This is a genomic window from Paenibacillus donghaensis (assembly GCF_002192415.1).
Classification (GTDB): domain Bacteria; phylum Bacillota; class Bacilli; order Paenibacillales; family Paenibacillaceae; genus Paenibacillus_AQ; species Paenibacillus_AQ donghaensis.
Window position 1 is genome coordinate 1961141 of the sequence record NZ_CP021780.1, and the last position, 15819, is coordinate 1976959.

Genomic DNA, 15819 nt, shown 5'->3' on the forward strand with positions numbered 1-15819 from the left:
GCTTCCCACTCTGCGGCCGCTGCACACGATTGCGCCAATCCAACCAACGTTGACCGGCCACGGCAGGCTGAGATTGCTACCCTTTGATGCCGGTAAAGGCTACTCCTTTGACGATTTTCTTCTGGAAGATCAGAAACAGCAGCATTGCCGGCAAAGAAGACAACATGCTGACAGCCATTGGAGTTACATAGTCCACCGTAAAGGAACTCAGCAGGGTAGGAATCCCTACGGGCAACGTAAATTTGTTCATATCGGTAATAACCAGGAACGGCCAGAGAAAGCTGTTCCAGGATTGTAGGAAGGCCAGAATGCCCAGCGCAAACATCGAGGAGGCGCTGATCGGCAGAATAAGTTTGCGGAAGATCAGGAACTTGCCCGCTCCCTCAATCTCGGCACTTTCGATCAGCTCATCCGGGATGGCATCCATAAACGTCTTGAGCACAATTACGGTGAATGGCGCCGCCGCACCGGGAACGATCAGCACGGTCAATGTATTGAGCAGATGCAGATTCTTGGCAACCTGAAACTGGGAGACAGCAATTACCTCCAGTGGAATCAGCAGTCCGGCCAGAATCAGCAGGTAGATCCATTTGCCTCCAGGCACATTCAGCTTGGACAACGCATACGCGGTCAACGAGCAGAGCGTCAGCACCAGCAGTGTATGAAGGCTCGCTACAATAAGACTGTTACCCAGCCAGCGCAGGAGCAGCGTATCCGACAAGATACCAGAGAGCGTGTCCAGCGAGTAGGGGGCGCAAACCAGTCGCTGAAGGAACGGATTTGGCTGGCGTCCTGTTTGAGGGCGATAATGCACATCCAGGCAATTGGCAGCAGAAACAGAAGTGTAGCCAGTATCGCCAGTATAACGGTCCATACCCTTGTTTTCATTGGATACCTCCTTCGCTTCTCCCCCGCAGCCGAAGCTGGATAAGTGCCAGGGCCAACAGAATGATGAATAATGGAACGGACATTGAAACAGAATAGCCCAGCCGGTCATTCATGAAGCCCTGTTCGTAAATGTATTGGATAATCGGCTTGGTTGTGTTGTTCGGCCCGCCTTTGGTCATATAATAGATCTGTGGGAAAATCTTATAGGACGCAATGATCTGCAGCATTATAATGACACCCATAATCGAGCGGAGCTGGGGAAGGGTGACGTATATAAACCGCTGAAGGGGGGTTGCCCCGTCCAGCGCAGCTGCTTCATACAAGCTGTCCGGAATATCCTGCAGCGCAGCTAGAAACAGCAGCATGTTAGTTCCCACCGTCCACCACAAAGTTACCAGGGTGATGGCCAGCCAGGCGGTGGGCGTATTGCCTAGCCAGTCAATATTGCTGCCCTGCGGCAGCACATGAACATAGCGGAGCAGCGTGTTGACCAGCCCGATCGATGGATTGAAGATATAGGTTCCCAAATAGGAGACCACCGTGACCGACAGCACCGTTGGCAGGAAGAACCCTGTCCGGAAGAACGTTTTCCAGCGTGTGCCCAGATTGCAGAGCAGGGCAGTCCCCAGCGCCAGTACTACCATCAACGGCGTAGAGATGAACACGAAGAGACTAGAGTGCCCAAGAGAAGACCAGAACATTTCATCTTTCAGCAAATATTGATAATTATGCAGCCCAACGAATGAGATTGGACCGGTAATCCCCCATTTGTGCAGACTCATATAGAAGCCGTAGAGAATCGGCCAGAGCGTAAATACCAGATAAACCAGCATAAAAGGCAGGATGTAGATTAAGTAGCCGTACCGCCGTTTGAGGTTCAGTCTGTTATGCGGCATGTTCCTGTCTCCTTCTTCAATAGCTTAGCTGAAAGTTAAGATCAGCTGTCAGTTCCTCATAACCTTGCTGCGGCGTATACTTGCCCCTCCAGACCGACTCCATAAGCGGAGACAGCAGATTCTCATAGATTCCGAAAATATCCTTCTGTGGCTCCACGTATTGTAATTGTCCGGCTAACCTGGTATATAGGTCACGGAAGGGCATATCCAGATACGCTTTTGAGGTCCAGATTTTGGTGTCGACGGGAACATGCCCTGCTTTGGCCCATTCTAGGCCGTTTTCATTAAAAAATTTAATAAATTGAGCCGCTCCCGTCTGTTTGCTCGTCTCCATCACATTGGAGGGCACGATCAGTACGTGAGATCCGCCGTAATACAACTCTTGGTCATTCCAGAGATTAGGGATAGCTGCGGCTCCCAGCGAAGGAACCTGGTCCATAAACTTGCTCGTCGCCCACACTCCAGTAATGATGATTGCCGCCCGGCCGCTGACAAAGGTCTGTGTGAAATCTGTATCATCCGGCAGAATGTAAGGATGATTGAACAGCTTACTTTCCATCCCCGCGCTTGTGTAGAAAGCTTTGCGGTTAATATCGGCAGCGCTGAAATCGGCATTCAGCAGGCCGGTTCCGCCGTTCTGCGCATACCAGGTGTTCCACAAATACCAATGCTCGGCGCTTTTGGAATAGGTCGGCAGCGCCAGCGGATATTGTCCCTTCGGTTGCACTGCCGCGATTTTATCCAGAAACTCCAGAAACCCCGCCTCCGAACGCTCAAATACAGGTTGTCCCGCGGGATCAAGCACTCCAGCTCGGTCAAGTAGATCCTTGTTGTAGAACATCACTACAGGATGGGTATCGATCGGGCTGCCATAATAACGTTCGTCTTCCTTCACGAGGGACAGCGCCAAGGGGTTGTAGTCCTGCCACGGAATGCCCGCTGTGTGTGCGGCGTCGGTCAGATCCAGCGTCAGGTCCTTTGCCCTTAGAAAAGAATAAAAGGAGTTGCGGGCAACCGCCAGCTCGGGACCGGCGTCGGAAGCTATGCCGTTGGACAGCTTGGCGTTGTAATCATCCCACTTGAACACGGATACTTTCACACGGTAGTCTTGGCTCACGGCATTGAACCGGTCCACGATCTCATTGAAATAGTCTCCGTCGCCCCCGGTGAGTGGATGCCATAGATGAATCACTTCTTTTTCCTTAGCAGCGTGTGTCCCGCTACCGGCACAGCCAGTCAGCAATGCGATCAGGAACACGCCTGCCGCCATAAGCATTAGCTTTCGTTTCATCCTAACACCCCTTGGGCTGTATTATTTAATCCGGTAACGCAGCATGTTCCACGATAACGGTTCCAGAGATAGTTGCCCGGCCTCTTTTGCCCGTTCTTTCTCGGTAGGCAGTACACGCTTAGGATCCGCCAATGTATTCACCGCATAGACATCACTATTCTCCAGAGCAATATGTTGGATCATATCCAGCTGGCCGAAGGAGCGGAAGTCGCACTGGATATCGAGACGCTCTTTGAGCGATTTGTTGATTGCAAATACAGTCAGCTCGGTTTCATCCTCGTTCAGCACCGCGACGGCATCCAGCAGAGGCACGTCTGTGAAATCCCTGCTGTCATATTTCGGCGATTCTATAACTCCCTGGATGGCCGTACCCCGCCCATATTTTGAAGTATAATAAATCGGATAGAAAATGGTATTCTTCCACAGCTGGCCGTTCTTATCGGTCATAATCGGAGCCAACACATTGACCAATTGGGCATATGCTGCGATTTTGACCCGGTCGCTGTTCCGCAGCAGGGCTATCAACATAGCTCCGGCCACAAGCGCATCCTCAAAGTTATACGGTTCTTCCAGAAGCTTCGGCGCAATCGGCCAGTCCTCGCCACGGTCGCGGATAGAAGCCATATCATCCTTACGGGTATGGTACCAGACGTTCCACTCATCCAGTGAGATGTGAATGTCATTCTTGGACTTGTTCTTCACCTTCATGTAATCTATCAAACTGCCAATCGATTTGATATAATCATCAAAGGCAAGGGTCTTTGCAAGGAAATTCGCCGTATCCTGCTCCACGTTAAGATAATACTGGTGTAAGGATAAATAATCGATAAAGGGATGCGCTTCCTGGATCAGAGTCTGTTCCCACTCCCCAAAAGTCGGATACTCCTGACCCGCGCTGCCTGCAGCAACCACTTGAATGCTGCCATCCTGACGTTTCATCGCTTTGGCTGTTTCTCTTGCAACACGCGCATACTCGAATGGTGTCTGCTGACCTACCTGCCATACCCCGTCCAATTCATTACCTATTGCCCAGGTTTTGATGCGGTGGGGTTTTTTGTAGCCGTGGGAGACACGCAGATCACTATAATAAGTTCCGGATTCGCGATTGCAGTAGTCCAGCAGATTCAGCGCATCCAGAATGCCTCTTGTGCCTACATTGACTGTCATCATCGCTTCGGCACCGACCTTGTTCAGCCAGTCCATATATTCGTTAGTCCCGATCTGGTTGGTCTCTATACATTTCCACGCCAGGTCCGGTTTACGCGGGCGCGTATCTCTTGGCCCCACGCCATCCTCCCATACATAAGTAGCAACGAAGTTGCCACCGGGCAGGCGAATCATTGGAACGTTAAGCTCATTAACCGCATCGATAACATCCTGGCGGAAGCCGTCGCTGTCAGCTGTAGGATCTTCCGGATCATAAAGCCCCCCGTAAACACAACGTCCCAGATTCTCCACGAAAGAGCCATAAATCCGGTTGTCAATTTTGGAAATAACATAATCCTTGTCAAATACAAATCTCGCCTTGTTGCTCATTATTCATCCACTCCGTTTCTCTTATTTGGACTTCAGTCCGTTCTTCAGTTGAATCTCTTGCTGTGCCGTCTTCAGCTTGGGGCTCCTCAGCGTTGCCAGCAGCAGACCGGCCATCAGTTGTACGCCGACAATGAAGAATAGTCCCATTTGGGTGCTGCCGGTAAGGTCAATCAGATACCCGAACAGATAAGGGCCGACGAAGCCGCCCAGATTGCCGACACCGTTAATGAGTCCTGTCGCTGCCCCAATCGCCGCCGAGCTGATTACTATAGAAGGAATCGTCCAGAATACCGGGCTGAATCCACCCCAGATTCCTTGGGCAATCAAGATAAAGGCAATAGAAACAAACGGTGCTCCTCCGGTCAGTGCGGAGACAGCCAGGGCAATGCCGCAAATAATCAGAATGGAAGCAGCATGCCATTTCCGCTCGCCCGTACGGTCCGAGTGTCCGGATACAATAAACATAACAAGTAATCCGAGCAGTGGAGCGATCGTGGATAAGATGCCGACGAGGGTGTAGCTGGACCCGGTCACCGAACTGGCAATGGTTGGCCACCAGATGCTCAGGCCATAGTTAAACATGTTGTTGAGCAGGAACACGGCGGTCAGCAGCCAGACGAATTTGTTCTTCAGCACCAGGCCCATGCCGCCCTTGCTGCCACTCTGATCTGCACTTGCAGCATCGCTGGCAAATTCAGCCTCCAGATATGCCTTCTCCTTCTCGCTGAGAAATTTCGCCTGTGCAGGCGTTTCAGCGATTAGCACGATCCAGAAGAATACGCCGATCAGTACCGGGATACCTTGGAACACAAACAGCATCTTCCATGAAAATGTGTCCACCAGAAAGCCTGAAAGCGGCCCCACAATAAAATTGGACACGGTGGCCCCAATCGACCAGTAGCCGATGGCGCGTGCGCGCTCACGCTGCGGAAACCACTTGCCAATCAGGATCAGCGCCGTCGGATACAGCATGCTTTGGCTCAGTCCCAGCAGGAAGCGCATGGTCAGAAGCTGTCCTCCGCTCTGGATGAAGCCCATCGAGATGCATACAAGCCCCCACGCCACCATGGAGATGGTAATGATCTTCTTGGCGCTGACCTTCTGGGCCAGATGGCCGCCAGGAATCTGGAGCAGAAGATATCCAATGAAGAATATACCTCCCACCAGACCGGAAATCGTCGCCGACAAGTTGAAAGATTGGCTCATTCCGTCGAAAGCGTAGCCAATGTTGTTGCGGCAGATCAGTGCCAACAGATACATCACGGCCAGCATTGGGATAATTCGGGTAAATCGTTTGCGGTCGGCCCAGCTTTGGGCAGCGGCCTGACCTTGAGCTGCATCCATTACGTCATCCCCTTCATTTCTTTTGTATTTTAGATATAACTAAAATACTTCATGTATAACTAAAATACAACCAGATTATAAAACAAATCTGGAAGCGTTGTCAACAGGGTTTGTCGAATTGACAACTGGCACAACAAAAAAGCCTGCGTCAAACTAGCCGCAGGCTTGGTGTTTATGCTTCCAGAGAAAAATATCAAATGTTAGGGTTCGGTTATCACACGGGCGAGAATTCCTTGTTCGTAGCGTCCGAAGTTCTGTCCGTATAACGTGAGCCCGCGCGGATTCTCACCTGCGGGATCAACGCTGAAGCGGAGGACAAATGGCTCCTCCTCGCGTTTGTCCTGAAGCTGGTCAATGGTGACAGCAGAAATTTTACGTCCGTCAATAAAAGAGCCCTCGTGATTGATGCGAAGCAGCTTCAGAAAGCCATACTGGTTCAGATGGGGCGGCCACCAGACCGGATTGCCGCTGTACTTGATGCCGCCGATATCTCCGGGGCTCTGCCAATCACCGATATCCACGCCATTGACAGTGAAATGAATATCCGACGGCCAGTCATTATTATGGTAAGGCGCTTCAGAGCCAATTTCGAAAGAAATCTGGATCTCATTCACTTTACGCCCTGCGGTATAATTGGGAATCCGGTATTCAAGAAAACCGGTGGTAAACCAAATGATACCAGCCTCAATATGCTTCGGATCGGCAAAAACCTGGGGGTTGTCAAATTCCCCAATGATCATTTCCTTGGTTGCCATGCCGCAAGTTGGCGTCACCTGAAAATTGCTGTATTGGCCAATCTTAAGATCAGACTCATATACGTGATTGCTGCTGTTGTCTCCGAATTCAATCAGGATTTTGTTCTCGACCAGAAAGCAATTCTTCTGAATTCCATTCTTGGCATAATTGGAAAAGGTCTGAACCAGGCCAGCCTCTTCCAGCTTCTTGATATGCATGGTGACCGCGCCGTTGCTCAGATTCAGATATTTGGCCAACTCATTCATATTCATACCGTTGCGTCCGGTCAGAACTTCAATGATGCTGATCCGGACCGGAGAATCAAGAGCCTTGAATATAGAAGCTCCGGCGGATAACTTGTCTATATATACCATCCTTGGCTACTCCTTTCAGTACTAATTATGATTTTTTATTATAACACTATTTTATGTTTGTTTAAACTACTTAGTAAAGAAGGGGATTGGTGCTAACCGCAGGCGTTATTGAAACATCCAAGAAGATGATTCAATAGTTACAAAAAGGTAACTCTATTATAAAAAAGTGCCTACTTCCAGTAAGTAACTATATAACTTAAGATTAACCCAGCACTAGAAAAATGCAATTGTAAAAGGCGGGGTTCAGCTTGGACAGCAGCTTATGGGAGCAGATTACGGATTATTTTACAACCGACACAGGTGCTTACTTGCTCTCCGTAAAAGAGCACATCATCATCAGCGCGTTGGCTTTAATAGTCTCGGCATTGCTTGGAATCATTTTGGGGTATTTGTGCGCGGAACGCAAAAAATACGAAAAATGGATGGTCTCCATATTTCAGGTTTTGCGGATCGTCCCAAGTCTGGCGATCCTCTTTCTGTTGATCCCTGTGATGGGGACAGGGTTTCAGCCGGCGATGATAGCACTGATCTTACTCGCCATTCCGTCGATTCTGATGAACACTGTTTCCGGCTTGGAAGAGGTGCCCGCGTTTATGCTGGAAACAGCTTACGGGGTAGGGATGTCGGATTGGCAGGTGCTGTGGAAGGTTAAGCTTCCGTTAGCTGCGCCGCTGATTCTGACCGGAATCAAAACAGCTGCAATTGAGATCGTGGCGAGCGCGACCCTAGCCGCAAAGATCGGTGCCGGGGGTCTTGGGAGCATTATTTTTACAGGTCTTGGCCTAAACCGAATCGACTTACTCCTGATTGGCGGTATATCGGTTGCCGTGCTGTCCATTGCCGCCGGGCTCATCCTAGACAGTGCTGAGAAATGGTTATTCAAATATAAATTCACCGGAAAGTAGGGTTCTAACGATGGAGAGAAAAACAAAGTCATTCACAGCAGTTGCAATTGTTCTACTATTAATGCTTACGCTGGCCGCTTGTGGCAGCCAGAACAAGGAAGAAGGCGGCAAGCCGACCCTACGTGTCGGGAGTAAAGACTTTACAGAAAATTTACTGGTTGGTGAATTGTATGCTTTGGCGTTGGAAGATGCAGGATACCAAGTCGAGAGAGTCTTCAACATTGCAGGTTCCGTCATTCACACCTCGCTTGTTAATAATGAAGTTGATCTATATCCCGAATACACAGGGACAGGCTTGTTAACCATTCTTAAAAAGCTTCTGATGACCGATCCCGAGGAAGTTTACAATACCGTGAAAGAAGCCTATGAAGAGCAGTTCCAGGTTACTTGGCTGGATTATTCTAAAGCTAACGACGGAGCCGGGCTGGTTGTCCGCACTGCTGTATCCAAGGAGCTGGGGATTACAACGATTTCTGATTTGCAGAAGCATGCCAGTGAACTGCGGTTTGCTTCACAAGGTGAAGTGGATCAGCGCGAAGACGGCATCCCGGCGCTGGAGAAGGTCTATGGTCCGCTGAAGTGGAAGTCATCGAAGGTGTATGATAACAGTTTGAAATATGAGGTGCTTTCTAACAAGGAAGCAGATGTTGCGCCGGCTTATACAACAGAAGGCATGCTGGTGAATACGGATGAATTCACACTGCTTGAAGACGACAAGCAGGTATGGCCGCCTTATAACTTGGCTCCGGTTGTACGTGACGAAATATTGAATGCTAACCCGGATATTGCGGAAGTCATTAACGAGGTAAGCGCTGCGCTGGATACCCAAACGATAACAGCCTTGAACGCAAAAGTGGATGTGGACAAGGAAGAATATGAAGATGTGGCCAAGGAGTTTCACGATTCTATTAAATAAACGGATTCATGGAGGAGAACATGGCACAGACTGCGATCGAAATCAGCAATGTGAGCAAGAAATATAATCAATCCGGTTATTACGCGGTGGATCATGTAAGTCTGTCCATTGAAGAGGGGGAGTTCATTACCATTCTGGGCTCCTCGGGTTCCGGCAAAACTACATTGCTGAAAATGATTAACCGTCTGTATGAACCGGACGAGGGGAGCATTACCCTTTTTGGAGAAGATATTAGAGCTCTCAATCCAGTTACGGTAAGAAGACGCATCGGTTATGTCATTCAGCAGGTGGGCCTGTTCCCGCATATGACCATCAGACAGAATGTTGCTGCTGTGCCTAAACTCTTAAAGTGGAATACAACAAAGATTGAAGCAAGAGTAGATGAATTAATGACACTCGTCGGACTGGAACCAGCGGAGTTTAAGAGCCGTTATCCTTCCCAGTTGTCAGGCGGCCAACAACAAAGAATCGGCTTGGCAAGAGCACTTGCGTCAGATCCGAAGATCATGCTGCTGGATGAGCCTTTTGGTGCAATAGATGCCATAACCCGGATGAATTTGCAGGATGAACTATTGCGTATTCACGGAGGGCTTAAGAAAACCTTGCTGTTCGTGACCCATGATATCAATGAAGCATTTAAATTGGGGAACCGGGTTATTGTTATGGACAAAGGCCGGGTCTGTCAATTCGATACGCCAAAGAATATTGTATCCTTCCCTGCAGACGGCTTCGTATCCTCCTTAATTGCTTCTTCCCGTGAGCAGGAGAAGTTCTGGGAGGGGTTAGATTGATCGAATATATCATGGGCCACCCCGATAAATGGGCAAAGGCGCTGGTGGAACATTTGGAAATCGTGGGCATCACATTAATGGCTTCGCTTTTGCTTGCTTCGATTCTGACGTTCATGTCCATGACATCCAAAACGCTGTCCAGGTTCCTGGTTTATTTGTTCTCCATCATCTATTCGATACCCAGTGTGGCTCTGTTTGCGATGATGATTCCTGTAACAGGACTGGGCAAGACCACAGCCATTACAGTGCTTGTGGCGTACAATCAATATCTGCTCTTACGCAATTTTATTGCAGGCCTGAATGGGGTGGATCCTGCCATCATTGAAGCGGCTACCGGCATTGGTATGAGTAACCTGCAGGTGCTGTACAAAATTAGGTTTCCATTATCTATCAGGGCCTTCTTTACCGGAATACGGCTTGCGGTAGTGTCCACGATAGGGATGGCTACGATCGCTGCGTTCATTAGCGCGGGCGGATTAGGCGATATCCTGTTTGACGGACTTCGGACGATGAATGTGTATAAAATCGTGTGGGGCAGCGTGCTATCGGCCGGAATGGCGGTTGGTGTCAATGCGTTGCTCGTTAGAATAGAAAAAAGCATTTAGAAGGGGAGTTGCAGCATGAAAGCAGTAGTATTGGAGCACCCCTGCGAGTCGCAGGATCTGAAGGTGCGGGAGGTACCGTTACCTGAAGTGAAGCCAGGCTGGGTTCTGGTCAAAATCAGGGCTTTTGGCATTAACCGTTCGGAGATATTTACAAGGCAGGGGCATTCTCCTTCCGTCCAGCTTCCGCGTATTATCGGGATTGAATGTGTGGGTGAAATTGAAGATCCGTCGGATAGTAGTCTAGTCAAAGGACAAGCCGTTGTGTCTTTAATGGGCGGGCTGGGACGCGGTTTTGACGGCAGCTATGCGGAGTATTCGCTGATTCCGTCAGACCAGGTGTATCCTATCGACATTCAGCTGGACTGGTCTGAGCTGGCTGCCATTCCGGAAATGTATTATACGGCCTATGCTTCGTTATTTGACACCTTGAAGCTGACACGGGGAGAGACACTGCTGATTCGCGGAGGCACCAGTTCGGTAGGACTCGCAGCCCTGCAGCTTGCCAAGAGTATTGGAGCAACTGTGATCTCAACGACAAGAAATCCAGACAAGATAGAGCTTCTAAAGCAATTCGGCGCTGATCATATCTTGCTTGACGACGACAGCTTGTCGGAGAAGCTTTATGCGATTACACCGGACGGCGTAAATAAAGTACTGGAACTTGTAGGAACGGTTACGCTGAAGCATTCACTTGGACTTGCCGCTGAATACGGCATCGTGTGTGTCACGGGGATTTTAGCCGGCGAGTGGGTATTGGACGGGTTCGAACCGATGGTTGACGTTCCGACTAATGTGTACCTGACATCGTTCACAAGCACGCCTATCAAGAGAAGCCTGCTGGTGGAGCTGTTCCAGCATATTGAGCGGCATGGGATTAAAGTGCCTATCGCCAAAGTGCTGCCGCTCGAACAGATTCATGAGGCACATCTCTTGATGGAGAGCAACTCAGCTAACGGTAAAATTGTAATCGTAAATAGCAAGCTCTAGAGGCGCCTCATCACGGTATATTAGGGGACTTGATTAGTCAGCTGAATTTTTATCTGTTGCTGCTGTCTGATTGTCCTTGTATGTTTCTTGATAACCATTACCCCATTGCTCCATTGCGGAGATGACGGGGCGCATCGTATGTCCTAAATCGCTTAAGGAATATTCGACCCGTGGCGGAACTTCGGCGTAAACCGTTCTCACTATAATTCCGTCTTGTTCCATAGAGCGAAGATTGTCCGTCAGTACTTTCTGACTGATTCCGGGGATCGTATTTCGCAGTTCAGTAAAACGATTGGATTTAGCCAAAAGGTTTCTCAAAATCAGCAATTTCCATTTATTGCCTATCAATCCCACTGTGACGGCAACCGGGCAAAAGGGAAGTTCATCTTTAGTTAGCATATTCTGTCCTCCAATAGTTACAAAAAGAGTGTTATATCATTAAAAGCATGCAAGGTTCCAAAAATGATATTGCATCATTATCATAGTGTTTGAAGCTAAATATAACAAGCAGGAGCCACAATCTGATAAAGGAGAGCAAAATAGACAAATAGAGATTGATGAGAACTGAAATGGATTGAAGTGAGAATCATTATCACCTATAATGAAGACTACACTTTTGCCATGCATGTTCAGGAGGAGCACATGAATCATCAGAGCCTTATCCAGCTTTGGGTCCATTCGTCCTTTCACATATTCGATATCCGCCACTTTATTCTGTTGCCCGGGGAAGCTATGCCGCTTTATCCGCTTCCTGCCAATGCTTTTGTGCTGCTGTGCCGTGGGCAGGGAACCGCCAGGCTCAACGGCCGTGCATTTACTCTCTCGCGCAGCTGCCTGCTGCATGGGGGCAAGGGGCTTCACCTGCAAATTGACAGCTTAGAGCAGTTGAAATTTTATTTGATCCTGTATAAAAGCGAGCCCAGGTCATCAAGCTCTTCCCTTCAGGCAACAACGGAGAAAGTGGATGCTCTTATGACTGCCCCCTTGAGTTTCGTCCCGGAATTCCCGGCGCTTCTCCATCAGCATGCCCGCGAGATGTACAATGCCTGGCTGAACGAAGGAGATTTGTCCCGTTTTAGAACAAAAACCGTATTTTATTTGTTTATGCACGAGGTTTTGCGCCAATTGGATAACCCTTCTTTTGTGGCTGACAAACCGGATATCGTAGATCAGGCGATTCGGTACATGGAGAAGGCTGCCCGGCTTCTGCTGGAAACAGATGAAACGATTCAGCATATCGCCGAAAGCGGTTATCGGATGTTCCATCTAAGAGGCTCAAATCGTCCATATGGAATCATCCCGGCAGGTCGCCAGCCCCAATGTCCATTTGGCTGCCACGTTATCGCAGGATCTGGGCTTAACCTATGTAGCAGGGCTGGAGAATCAGGAGCAAAGCTATGTAACGTTATCCCTTGAAGTGCTGCCTGAGCTGAACCCGGATCATATCTTTATGACCGTTGGCAAATCAACCGTCAGCCAGGATGAAGATGCCGAGAAGCTGCTGGCCGAGATGCAGCAATCGGCGGTTTGGGGTAACCTGAAAGCTGTACAAGCGGGTAATTTGCACATCATGCCGCAATGGGTGTTCGGGGATTATCCCAACATAAAGAGCAAATCCCTTGATCTGGTGGAGGCTGCACTGATAAAACCGTAATCGCCCCAAGCTTCAAGCAGCCGATGATTGATCAGCTGGATGATGGACCTTGGAGCGGTGGCCGAGCAGCAAGCCGACCAGTGAAGCGAGCAATTGCTGGAACACCATGCCGAGTACGACGGGGACAGCAACCGGGGCGGGGAAGTAGGACACGGCCAGGACGGCGCCGGCGCTGATATTGCGCATGCCTCCATTGAAGATAAGGGCAACTTCATCTGCTTCATTCCAGCGTAAGACCCTTGCGGTGAGAAAGCACAGGGCATAGCCGGTGGAGGCCATGAGCACAATGACGGCGGCCAGGCCGATCAGATGCAGGTTGAGTTCAGCCAGATAAGGCGAAATAACAGACCCGTTGATCATAATAACGATCGCCATGAAGAGCTTGGCGACCGGATTCAGTCTCGGACTCCATACCGGAGCGACTGCGCCTTTGCTCCATTCATTGAGCACCATGCCCAGCAGAGAGGGCACGACAATCATCCAGAAGAGGCTGCTCATCATCGCCCCTGTGTCGAGCGCCACACTGGTTCCGAGCAGCAGCGACAGCACGCCCGGCACGACAAAAGGAGCCAGCAGGGTGTCGATCAGAATAATGGAGAGTGTAAGTGCGGTGTTGCCTTTATAGATACTGACCCAGATAAAGCTGCTTATTCCTGTAGGAATCACTGCTGCAAGCACAAGGCCGGTGATCGTGAATTCATCCGCGTGATAGAATACATTGCCCAGACCCAGGGCGACCAGCGGCATAGCCATATGCAGGATGAACAAACAGGCGAACAAGGGCAGAGGTTTCTTAAGCACGTTCACGAAATCTTTGAATCCAAGACTGATGCTGCCGGCAAACGTCATAAAGGCAAACAGCCAGGGGGACAGATAGGTGTAAGGGGAAAGACTGCTGCCGCAGAGCACTCCAGTCAGGATACTAAGCGGTGTGATCAGCGGCATCATCCGGTTGAGTACACGATTCACAGCAAGAAGCATGTCATGACATCCTTTTTCAATAAGTTCTTCCTATTATACACCTTTTGAAAAAGGATGGATGTTTAAAAATCCGCCGAAAAGCCTAAGCGTTATAGCCAAAGCCCAGTATGGTAAAACACTTGTCCCGATCTTCGGGCGCCATGCTGATTTCTATCTGATGCTCCCGGCTAACCTTATTTTGGTACAGAATAACCGGATTGCAATGGGTCCAGTTGTTCACGTGAGGATCAGCGGTAAGCAAGAGCTTGCCATCCACGTAAATATCCGCTTTGCCGAACTCGCTGCTGCCGGAATCTTTGTATACGAGGATGAGATTCTTGCTCGTTATAGTCAGCTTAAAAGGTTCTTCCCCTGACGCAGCCGAATGCATCCAATTGTGAGGGAATTGCGGAGTTCCGTAGGGATTGGCATCCATTTCTACCCGCTGCACTTCCGAATCGATCCCCGTGAATCCGCCCACTTCAATCCTGGCAGCGTCCATATGGGTTTGGCGATCCAGCAAATGGGTATCCGCAAAGTCATTCCCGATGACCGGCAGTTGATCCAGCAGGATATCATCGTCATTCATGAACGATTTATGGGTTTCAGAGAACAAGTAAGCGAGACAATCGGCCATTACCCGATGGCCATCATTCGTTGGATGATAGATATCATAGAAAAATTGTCGTTTCGAAATGATGTTCCCTTCAGTTTTGCCTAGCTTGAACTGCTCTGTCACCGCATCCTTGACACTGACCATGGGGAGATTATAACGCCGGCCTATGGGGGAGAGCCGCTCCTGCAGGTTCCAGTCATTCAGAAAAACGCTGAACAGGAGGATCACAGCTGGCCGGTTATCGGCGGAAAGGATTCTAAGACATAGGCTTTCAAAGCAATTGCCCTTGGTTTCATCGCCTTCGTCGTTAACCGCAAATTCCACCACTACGATATCCGGTGCCACCGAACCGTCTCTGAGAATATCCCTTTCATAACGGATCACCCCAAGTTCCGACGGCGTCCCGCCTACCCCGGCCTTCACAAAGTGGATATTATCTCCACCCTCCTTACCGAACCTTTCTTTAAATCTCAAATAGGATTGATAGGCATAACATTCCGTATGTATCGGCTTAGCTCCGGCTCCCTGCGTAATCGAACCCCCAATATAAGCGATCGTGACATCCTGGCCTCTTTCCGCCTTGTCAATGGCAGCCTTCAATCTTGTATTATTGCCAGCATGAAGCCATGATTGTGCAATGATGTCCTGGTATTCGCTCGTTCCAAATGGAACCGGTGTTTCAGTAATTAGCTCAGGTACAGAATAACCCTCATTCAAATAAAAAATAATACTCGCCGTTGCCAGGTCACCCTCGTGATTGAATTCAAAGGCAAATTTGCCGGGAACATCGTCATCTTCGGACCATTCGATATCCTCCAGCTTCAAAGTGACCTCTGTCCCGTCAGAGGGACAGGGCACAAACAGACGGGTACCCGTTTCATATTTGCTTGTTTTACCCCAGTTCTGCAGCAGAAAAGAGACAGGCTCTTCCTGATTCTTTATCGTTCTCACGGATATGCCGATACTGTGTACTAATTTGCGGAATCCCGCGCAGTTCCCCAAAAGCTCCAGTATAAGCTCATCTGTGACGCCGCCTATATACCTGGCCTTGTCGATCAGATAGTTGCCTTCCAGATAAACCTCCTGTGAAGGTCTGCCTTCAGCACGGGCTGTCGCCTCAATGGCTGTTTCGAACAATACAAAAAATCCACTTCTCCGTTCCACGGGGTCCTTGGGTGCTGTGGGACCTTCAGTTATGCCGCTTGTAGTCATTTGGTGATTTCCCTCCACTTGTACCATCCTCTCATTAATGTAAAGGTCTAACATTGTTGATATGGACACGCTTTCACATTAACACCAAATGTTTGGGCTGCCAACGCAA

Annotated in this window: 16 protein-coding genes; 6 read left to right on the forward strand and 10 right to left on the reverse strand. The window is 49.4% G+C overall.

The genetic code is table 11. From position 1 onward, the window contains the following. Positions 1-76: 76 nt before the first annotated feature. The 6 genes from B9T62_RS08105 to B9T62_RS08130 all read right to left on the reverse strand — a co-directional run bounded on the left by B9T62_RS08105 (position 77) and on the right by B9T62_RS08130 (position 7064). Complete coding sequence (locus tag B9T62_RS08105; RefSeq protein WP_157685513.1) at positions 77-874, reverse strand: carbohydrate ABC transporter permease; 798 nt, start codon at positions 872-874, stop codon at positions 77-79. A 10-nt stretch (positions 875-884) separates the two neighbouring features. After that, positions 885-1784, reverse strand: a complete 900-nt coding sequence (locus B9T62_RS08110; protein WP_087914789.1) for a carbohydrate ABC transporter permease — start codon at positions 1782-1784, stop codon at positions 885-887. 16 nt (positions 1785-1800) lie between these two features. Beyond that, on the reverse strand, positions 1801-3075 hold the full coding sequence (locus B9T62_RS08115) for an extracellular solute-binding protein (protein WP_087914790.1): 1275 nt from the start codon (positions 3073-3075) through the stop codon (positions 1801-1803). Positions 3076-3096: 21 nt separating this feature from the next. Then, a complete protein-coding gene (gene arfA, locus B9T62_RS08120) occupies positions 3097-4611 on the reverse strand; it encodes an arabinosylfuranosidase ArfA (protein WP_211296429.1) in 1515 nt (504 codons plus the stop codon). A gap of 21 nt (positions 4612-4632) precedes the next feature. After that, positions 4633-5955, reverse strand: coding sequence for an MFS transporter (locus tag B9T62_RS08125; RefSeq protein WP_087914792.1), 1323 nt, complete (start codon positions 5953-5955; stop codon positions 4633-4635). A 200-nt stretch (positions 5956-6155) separates the two neighbouring features. After that, a complete protein-coding gene (locus B9T62_RS08130; protein WP_087914793.1) occupies positions 6156-7064 on the reverse strand; it encodes an ArsR/SmtB family transcription factor in 909 nt (302 codons plus the stop codon). A 248-nt stretch (positions 7065-7312) separates the two neighbouring features. On the opposite strand from B9T62_RS08130, the gene B9T62_RS08135 reads away from it, so the two are divergent. The 5 genes from B9T62_RS08135 to B9T62_RS08155 are packed head-to-tail and all read left to right on the forward strand — an operon-like array spanning position 7313 to position 11268. Continuing rightward, on the forward strand, positions 7313-7969 hold the full coding sequence (locus tag B9T62_RS08135; protein WP_087914794.1) for an ABC transporter permease: 657 nt from the start codon (positions 7313-7315) through the stop codon (positions 7967-7969). A 10-nt stretch (positions 7970-7979) separates the two neighbouring features. After that, entirely contained in the window at positions 7980-8885 is a 906-nt protein-coding gene (locus B9T62_RS08140; RefSeq protein WP_087914795.1) for a glycine betaine ABC transporter substrate-binding protein, read from the forward strand. A gap of 20 nt (positions 8886-8905) precedes the next feature. Beyond that, complete coding sequence (locus B9T62_RS08145; RefSeq protein WP_087920189.1) at positions 8906-9676, forward strand: ABC transporter ATP-binding protein; 771 nt, start codon at positions 8906-8908, stop codon at positions 9674-9676. Next, positions 9673-10281, forward strand: coding sequence for an ABC transporter permease (locus tag B9T62_RS08150; RefSeq protein WP_087914796.1), 609 nt, complete (start codon positions 9673-9675; stop codon positions 10279-10281). The genes B9T62_RS08145 and B9T62_RS08150 overlap by 4 nt, the downstream gene beginning before the upstream one ends. Positions 10282-10296: 15 nt before the next feature. Then, positions 10297-11268, forward strand: coding sequence for a zinc-binding alcohol dehydrogenase family protein (locus B9T62_RS08155; protein WP_087914797.1), 972 nt, complete (start codon positions 10297-10299; stop codon positions 11266-11268). A 33-nt stretch (positions 11269-11301) separates the two neighbouring features. Here B9T62_RS08155 and B9T62_RS08160 read toward each other — a convergent pair whose 3' ends face one another. Both B9T62_RS08160 and B9T62_RS38840 read right to left on the reverse strand, forming a co-directional pair. Further along, on the reverse strand, positions 11302-11667 hold the full coding sequence (locus B9T62_RS08160) for a winged helix-turn-helix transcriptional regulator (protein ID WP_087914798.1): 366 nt from the start codon (positions 11665-11667) through the stop codon (positions 11302-11304). A gap of 528 nt (positions 11668-12195) precedes the next feature. Then, entirely contained in the window at positions 12196-12534 is a 339-nt protein-coding gene (locus tag B9T62_RS38840; protein ID WP_157685514.1) for a hypothetical protein, read from the reverse strand. 22 nt (positions 12535-12556) lie between these two features. Here B9T62_RS38840 and B9T62_RS38845 point away from each other — a divergent pair, with 22 nt between their 5' ends. Next, positions 12557-12922 (forward strand): TroA family protein, encoded by a 366-nt coding sequence (locus B9T62_RS38845; RefSeq protein WP_157685515.1) that lies wholly within the window; start codon positions 12557-12559, stop codon positions 12920-12922. 12 nt (positions 12923-12934) lie between these two features. On the opposite strand, the gene B9T62_RS08175 is transcribed toward B9T62_RS38845, so the two are convergent. Together B9T62_RS08175 and B9T62_RS08180 are read right to left on the reverse strand one after the other, a co-directional pair. Beyond that, positions 12935-13903, reverse strand: coding sequence for a bile acid:sodium symporter family protein (locus B9T62_RS08175; RefSeq protein ID WP_087914801.1), 969 nt, complete (start codon positions 13901-13903; stop codon positions 12935-12937). A gap of 82 nt (positions 13904-13985) precedes the next feature. Beyond that, positions 13986-15710, reverse strand: coding sequence for an SGNH/GDSL hydrolase family protein (locus tag B9T62_RS08180; RefSeq protein ID WP_087914802.1), 1725 nt, complete (start codon positions 15708-15710; stop codon positions 13986-13988). Between the last annotated feature and the right edge of the window lie 109 nt (positions 15711-15819).

What these genes read in the sequence shown, in the direction of transcription:
- B9T62_RS08105 (WP_157685513.1), bottom strand. Translation starts at nt 874, where the DNA reads ATGGACCGTTATACTGGCGATACTGGCTACACTTCTGTTTCTGCTGCC.
- B9T62_RS08110 (WP_087914789.1), bottom strand. Translation starts at nt 1,784, where the DNA reads ATGCCGCATAACAGACTGAACCTCAAACGGCGGTACGGCTACTTAATC.
- B9T62_RS08115 (WP_087914790.1), bottom strand. Translation starts at nt 3,075, where the DNA reads ATGAAACGAAAGCTAATGCTTATGGCGGCAGGCGTGTTCCTGATCGCA.
- arfA (WP_211296429.1), bottom strand. Translation starts at nt 4,611, where the DNA reads ATGAGCAACAAGGCGAGATTTGTATTTGACAAGGATTATGTTATTTCC.
- B9T62_RS08125 (WP_087914792.1), bottom strand. Translation starts at nt 5,955, where the DNA reads ATGGATGCAGCTCAAGGTCAGGCCGCTGCCCAAAGCTGGGCCGACCGC.
- B9T62_RS08130 (WP_087914793.1), bottom strand. Translation starts at nt 7,064, where the DNA reads ATGGTATATATAGACAAGTTATCCGCCGGAGCTTCTATATTCAAGGCT.
- B9T62_RS08140 (WP_087914795.1), top strand. Translation starts at nt 7,980, where the DNA reads ATGGAGAGAAAAACAAAGTCATTCACAGCAGTTGCAATTGTTCTACTA.
- B9T62_RS08145 (WP_087920189.1), top strand. Translation starts at nt 8,906, where the DNA reads ATGGCACAGACTGCGATCGAAATCAGCAATGTGAGCAAGAAATATAAT.
- B9T62_RS08155 (WP_087914797.1), top strand. Translation starts at nt 10,297, where the DNA reads ATGAAAGCAGTAGTATTGGAGCACCCCTGCGAGTCGCAGGATCTGAAG.
- B9T62_RS08160 (WP_087914798.1), bottom strand. Translation starts at nt 11,667, where the DNA reads ATGCTAACTAAAGATGAACTTCCCTTTTGCCCGGTTGCCGTCACAGTG.
- B9T62_RS38840 (WP_157685514.1), bottom strand. Translation starts at nt 12,534, where the DNA reads ATGGAACATCCGATAACCGCTTTCGGCGATATGCTGAATCGTTTCATC.
- B9T62_RS38845 (WP_157685515.1), top strand. Translation starts at nt 12,557, where the DNA reads ATGGAATCATCCCGGCAGGTCGCCAGCCCCAATGTCCATTTGGCTGCC.
- B9T62_RS08175 (WP_087914801.1), bottom strand. Translation starts at nt 13,903, where the DNA reads ATGCTTCTTGCTGTGAATCGTGTACTCAACCGGATGATGCCGCTGATC.
- B9T62_RS08180 (WP_087914802.1), bottom strand. Translation starts at nt 15,710, where the DNA reads ATGACTACAAGCGGCATAACTGAAGGTCCCACAGCACCCAAGGACCCC.